This window comes from Pseudomonas sp. PA-6-3C, from assembly GCF_021605825.1.
GTDB classification, from domain to species: domain Bacteria; phylum Pseudomonadota; class Gammaproteobacteria; order Pseudomonadales; family Pseudomonadaceae; genus Aquipseudomonas; species Aquipseudomonas edaphica.
Genome location: NZ_WKDV01000064.1, coordinates 21767 through 27766 on the forward strand (window position 1 = coordinate 21767; position 6000 = coordinate 27766).

Annotated in this window: 6 protein-coding genes; 1 reads left to right on the forward strand and 5 read right to left on the reverse strand. The window is 48.6% G+C overall.

Features of this window, described 5'->3' with window-relative positions; translation table 11 throughout:
* Positions 1-25: 25 nt before the first annotated feature.
* On the forward strand, positions 26-1543 hold the full coding sequence (locus GIW48_RS27985) for an ArnT family glycosyltransferase (protein WP_169988687.1): 1518 nt from the start codon (positions 26-28) through the stop codon (positions 1541-1543).
* A 21-nt stretch (positions 1544-1564) separates the two neighbouring features.
* Here GIW48_RS27985 and GIW48_RS27990 read toward each other — a convergent pair whose 3' ends face one another.
* The 5 genes from GIW48_RS27990 to GIW48_RS28010 are packed head-to-tail and all read right to left on the reverse strand — an operon-like array spanning position 1565 to position 5876.
* On the reverse strand, positions 1565-2278 hold the full coding sequence (locus tag GIW48_RS27990; RefSeq protein WP_169988684.1) for an AAA family ATPase: 714 nt from the start codon (positions 2276-2278) through the stop codon (positions 1565-1567).
* Complete coding sequence (locus GIW48_RS27995) at positions 2278-3021, reverse strand: ABC transporter permease (RefSeq protein WP_170040444.1); 744 nt, start codon at positions 3019-3021, stop codon at positions 2278-2280. The genes GIW48_RS27990 and GIW48_RS27995 overlap by 1 nt, the downstream gene beginning before the upstream one ends.
* 8 nt (positions 3022-3029) lie before the next feature.
* Positions 3030-4229 (reverse strand): YcaO-like family protein, encoded by a 1200-nt coding sequence (locus GIW48_RS28000; protein WP_236461840.1) that lies wholly within the window; start codon positions 4227-4229, stop codon positions 3030-3032.
* Entirely contained in the window at positions 4216-5022 is an 807-nt protein-coding gene (locus GIW48_RS28005; RefSeq protein WP_170040440.1) for a SagB/ThcOx family dehydrogenase, read from the reverse strand. Before GIW48_RS28005 ends, GIW48_RS28000 begins: the two co-directional genes overlap by 14 nt.
* Positions 5019-5876 carry an McbB family protein gene (locus tag GIW48_RS28010; protein ID WP_170040438.1) on the reverse strand — a complete coding sequence of 286 codons (858 nt, stop codon included), beginning with the start codon at positions 5874-5876 and terminating at the stop codon, positions 5019-5021. The genes GIW48_RS28005 and GIW48_RS28010 overlap by 4 nt, the downstream gene beginning before the upstream one ends.
* Positions 5877-6000 lie beyond the last annotated feature (124 nt).

Here is a 6000-nt window from a genome sequence, read left to right on the forward strand (position 1 = left end):
GTTACGTCTGCCTTGAGAGCCGCCCATGAGTGTCTTCAAAACCGAACGCGGCGCCCTGGTGCTGCTGCTGGGCGTCTCGGCGCTGCTCCTGCTGCTGGGCCTGGGCAGTCGCGACCTGTGGGGGCCGGAAACCCGCTGGGCCAACATCGCGTTGCAGATGCTGCAAAGCGGTGATTACTTCGACCCCTACCTCAAGGGCGCGCCCTACTACGACAAACCCCTGCCCTCCTACTGGCTGATCACCGGCTTCGCCAACCTGATGGGCGGGCTTGGCCCCTGGTCGCTGCGTTTGTCGTCGGTGATTGCGGCGTGGCTGAGCATCTGGCTGGTGTACCTGATCGGCGAACGCCTGTTTCGCAAAGGCACCGGGCTGATTGCCGGTTGGATGCTCGCCACCACCTTCTACTTTCTGTTCTGGGCGCGCGTGGCCACGGCCGATATCCTCACCGTGTGCGGCGTGCTGGCGGCGGTGTGGTGGTATTGGCGCGGGCCGGACGACACGCGGCTGGGGCGCTACACGGTGTTTTTCCTGCTGCTGGCGGCCACCTCGCTGTTCAAAGGTTTGATCGGTTTTGTGCTGCCGGGCCTGGTGCTGCTGCCGCACCTGCTCAGCGAGCACCGCTACAAGCGCCACCTCAACCTGCGCCTGCTGCTGGCCATGCTGATTGCAGCGGCGTTTTATGCGATTCCCTTCGTGCTGTCCCACCTCTACGGCGCGCCGACTTACGGCGAGAGTGGCCTTGAACTGGTGTTCAAGGAAAACGTCGTGCGTTTCTTCGACCCGTTCGACCACATGGGGCCGATCTACACCTACCTGATCTACCTGCCCGCCTACACCTTGCCCTGGGCACCGTGCTGGTTGCTTGGCCTCTGGCTGGCGCTGCGCAACTGGCGCCACACGCCACCGAACGTGCGCTGGCTGGTGTGGGGCCTGGGCCTGCTGTTTGTATTCTTCACCGCCAGTGGCAGCCGGCGCAGCTACTACGTGCTGCCGCTGGTGCCTTTTGCCCAGTTGTTGGCGGCCTGGTGGTTGAGTGAACGCCTGGAGCAAAAAACCGCCAGCTGGCCGCGTTGGCAAAAAGGCTTCGGCTTCACTGCAGGTCTGCTGTTGCTGGTGCTCGGAGGGATCTATCCCTGGGTCAACGGCAATGGCGGCGTGACCCGCTTCGCCGACGACGTACAGGCCGAGGCGGTCAAAAGTGCGCCGTGGGCTCACTGGCAGATGGTGATGGTAGAAGTCGACAACAAGGTGCCCATGTACCTGCAAAATGGCGGCAAACCGTTCTACTACGTCAGCGAGACCCAGGACTTCCCGCGCCAGGGCGACAGCGCCGCCTTGATGGCCTGGCTGGAAAAAACCAGCGGCCAGGGCTTCGACCCGCAGCACACCATTATCGTCGCGCAGTATTCCAAGGAAGACCCGACGCCGCTGGCCTACCTGGGCGCGGATCACACGGTGATCACCACTCAGCCGGATAATGGCGAACGGTTGTTCCAGAAGCGCTCGGGTGGCAGCGTGGCGTTTGTTCCCATAGGTAAATAACGTCGCGCGGCAAAGTCTGACTTAATTTGTTGGCAAGCTTGCCGCGTGAATAAAGGCCTCATCCAGGCTTTTGGCGTCATACGCCCCCATGAACCCTCCTGCGTCAGTAAAGCGGTTAAAGCGTTGCTGACTCAGCATGTAAAAGTCATCGCAATGATTGACGATTTCGTCAACGTTATGTGACGAGACGAGAACAGCAACACCCTGCTGCGCAGCGCCTTCCAAACACCTCCAAATATGATAACGAAACTCCGGATCCACGCCCGCTGTAGGCTCATCCAGAATGACCAGATCGGCCCCTACAGCGAGCAGAGACAGCGTAAAAAACCAACGCTTTTCTCCATAACTGCAAAGCGAGGATTTTTTGTTCCAGATGTCGCAATAGCGCTCGGCAACCCCCGGGCTCCACATTTCGATTTTTTCTAACGCATGCTTTTGAGTAACCGGCACATCAGCACAAAAAATCATCATCATTTTAAACACATCAAACATTCGAAGCACTGGAGGCGTAGTGATAACTTGAGACAAGTAAAGAAACGTTGAGAACGAATTGACTATCTCACCGGCCTCCATTTTCTTCAGACGGCAAATCACATCAAAAAAAGTAGTTTTTCCAGATCCGTTAGGCCCCAGTAAGCCTGAGATGGAGCCCGCTTCGACCACCATTGACGCCTTATTAAATACCGTATGGCGCTCATACCGGACGTCTAGCGAATTCACAATCAAACGTTTCATCAGTAACGACTCCAAACCGGATTGACGAGCAAAAATTTATAGACCACAGCCAGCGACAAAACAAACAGCACTACAATGGTCATCACTACATATAAAGATTCAAAGACACCCCCCTGCATAATCTGGCTAGCCCACCACATCGGATTGAAAAATTTCACCACTTCTATCACCGGATGGGACGAGCTTATACTCACAATCCCAAGCGCCAACATCAGGAAAGACAACACTGAAAACACAGTATTCGCATTTTGAAACCCCAGCGGAACCAGCGTCAATAACAGTGACGGTATCGAAAACAGCAAAAAACAAATGTAGAATCTTCCAGCGACAACAAGAAACTCAACAAAACTCATCTCACCAAAGTACACCCGCGTCAGAACATAGAACACCAAACAATAAACCATTGACATAATTGAATAGGCCAAAAACTGACCAACAAGAAAGACCCTCTTCGTGCGATTCGTATAGACAAACGATCGAAGAAAACCGCTCTCTCTTCTCCCCACTATATAAAACGCCAGCCCAAACATGGCGACACTCGACGATACGAAGGCGTAGAACCATGAGGTCACCGAAATGTAATCAGCCGACATTTCCGCACGGGTCATCCGGGCATACATAATTAAGTAAAAGGTGACAACTGGGGAGAGGACGATCCAAAATAACGCAAGAGGCTCCTTCAATTGTTCTTTGATAAAAAGAGCTGCCAACAAGCCCGACTTGAATAATAAATCAATATTCATTAACCACCTCATGGGAAAGGCACCATTCTCTCCAAACGAGAGGGCAGCACAGAAGCCAGAAAACTCTTGGAGTACTTGTTTATCAAATTTATACTCCCCGAATTATCCATATGTAAAAAAAGATCAGGTGAAAGATACCGGCAAAAAAAACATCCGACACCGTTAACTGTCGAGTAACGTGAATAGAAGTAACCCGCCACACCCAAACCTTTCAATACCGACAACAAACCCTGCAATGTAAACCCCACGGCGCGAGACACTGAAGATTCTTCGACGACCAACACATCGGTAATCTCGTGATAAGTTGCAAATGAATTACAACTTAAAAAATATCGCAAATACGGATCTTCAACCTTACTTATATCAGAGTCAACGGCACCGAATAGATCCATAAATCGATAAGTCTGCCACAACTCAAGCAACGCCTTCTCAAGTGCCTCGGACTCTGTAGAAGCATAAGACATACCTGCACAATAGTTTACATTGTGATGGGGCCTGTTCTGACCGTAGACGACTAATATACAAACGCCTGGAAACCTGGAATCTGAAATATCGAAAACTGAAAGCTTTCCTGCTGCAAGCAAAGCGTGATAAAGGTGTATAACACGCCGACCAACTAATGAGCTATCCACATAAACAGGAGAAACCAAAGAACGACATTTTTTTGTCAGCCAAAATCTCAGAAGAAACTGTCGTTCAAGATACTCTTTTATCGCCCCCAAAAAAGCGACCTCTGAACGCCAATGAAAACTGCACCCACACGTATCTCTCTGAGGGTAAATAAACGTGTCACTTTCAAGGCCCCGCGAGGAAAGGGAGAGGCAGACAGTTGGAATAAAACAACTGGAAAAATCCGATACTCTTACCACCTCACTCATAAAAAATTTATAGCTTTCAAGCGCTGCAATAGAAATACCATTAGAAGCCGTTTGGACAAATGCACCTGTAAAGCTATCGACCTCCGCATTGGTGAGTGATTCATTAAGAGCCCCCCGCTTTTTTGAAAGTATCTCTCTATAAAAATGACGACGTTCAAAATACTCGCCCAACGCGGATCTGATTGAATTCGAACCGTTCCCTACACCCGAACCTGTAGCTGACAGCGCATCGAAAACTTCTACAGAGTTGGGAAAATCGATTAATCCTGAAGGTTGAAATAGCATCATGCATGGGAGATCAGGCTTGTGCATTGGGTTAATTAATTTCATGATTTCTACCTATAAAATGAACACACATAGGAAAAAACAAGGCCGGATTCAACCCAAGCACCTTACAGACCATTGAATCCGTATAGGCAGACCATAACCGACACGCCAACCCAAGCGATTTTGCCTGGAGCTCCACCAGCATATAAATTGACCCTACCTCCATGAGCGCCATTCGATACCCGCGATACCTATATTTAAACAAGTTTTTCGGTATATAGACTGCGTAAATAATGGCTAAACTCGGGCTACCAATATTATTGGGCGATGCCAAAACAGCGGACTTTATTTTTTCGACATCATGCTCAACTTGCAACAGTTCAAATCGCTTTGATTTCGGAAGCAAATGCAAAATTTTTCCAGCCCCAGGCCACTGATAGTTCTCCTCAGTAAGTGAGCAGATAAAAACCTCAACGGGATAAAGTGCTCCGCCACTTGGATACCCTCTTTTGTATGACTCTCCATTTCTTGACAGCAGCGGAAAAATCAAACTCTCGATTTCTGAAAATCTCAACCCCGAAGATAGGAAACGCTCACACGATTCATTTCTACACAACTTATTTTCCGGAGCCTCGCCCAACAAAGTAATTTCAGTTGTTAAGTTCATATCCGGATAAAGAACCAGTTCATTGCCCGTTAATTGTGCGAGATGCTTCTCATCAAGAAAATGGAGAACTGTGCGATTCTCCAACGACTTATGAAAAGTAAAATTGCCCTTATTATGAAAATCAAGAACTTCATCATGCACAGAACCGTCTAGAAACCTGAGATAATAATCATGCGGTATGTTTTTCATGTCCCTTCCCCCAAGCAGTCACACATGTACCAGTGCGAAGTGGGCTCTTCATAAAGCTGACCATCACTCAGTTGGAGATATGAAACATACAATACATCGTCTTGATATTTACGTGCACTTCCGGGCTCAGTAAAAAACTTAATCTTTCTGACAATAGCTCCGACCACTATCAGCTCTTGATAGAAACTAAGTTCTTTAGAAGGCACACTGACGTGCTTACCCTTACAAAAATTCAAGACACGTGCCCAGTCATTTTTCACCGACACAATCGACGCACTATGAACCAGTCTATCGACATTGCAAAAATGGCAAGGGTTTCCAATTTCCGCAATATAGGGTTGGCCAATGCAAAAAAAACCGCCCATAGGCCAACAAACGGTGATCGCACTTTGTGGTGATGCTTTCGACAAATCGAAATGTAGCTTTTTAACATTGGAATAGTCGTAGGCGCGGCATATCAACACAATGAAATATCTCCCCCCACTAAGCGACGAGACTATATCACTTGAAAACCTCCTTATTTCTAACGTTCCGGACAACTCCTGCCTGAAAAGATCTTCAACATTTGCCCGACCGCTCCAATCATGTACAACAATCGTCTTTTCGAAGTACATTTCCTCTCTCGCTATGAGAGGTATGATTTTCTCCAAAAATTCAAATGCATCACAGGCATTCAAACCATTTTCACAAAAAACCTCGTCCAATTCCTCCCTTGTCATTACACTCGATAGCTTTATCTGTCTAAGTGCTTGCAGCAGTGACTGTGAATGCACCTTGGAAATGCCTGCTTCAGAGATAACCAAGCTTTCCGTTTCAAAATTCAATATTTCATAATTAGGTATAGTTATATTCATCGCTCGACCCCCATAGAGGTTTTCCACCGACGGCTGGAAAACCTCTTTTAGTTGGGCATAGATAGCTTGACCTACTCAGTAGGAGGCGATTGCTCCGTTAAAGAGTTGTGCCCACCACTTCCAC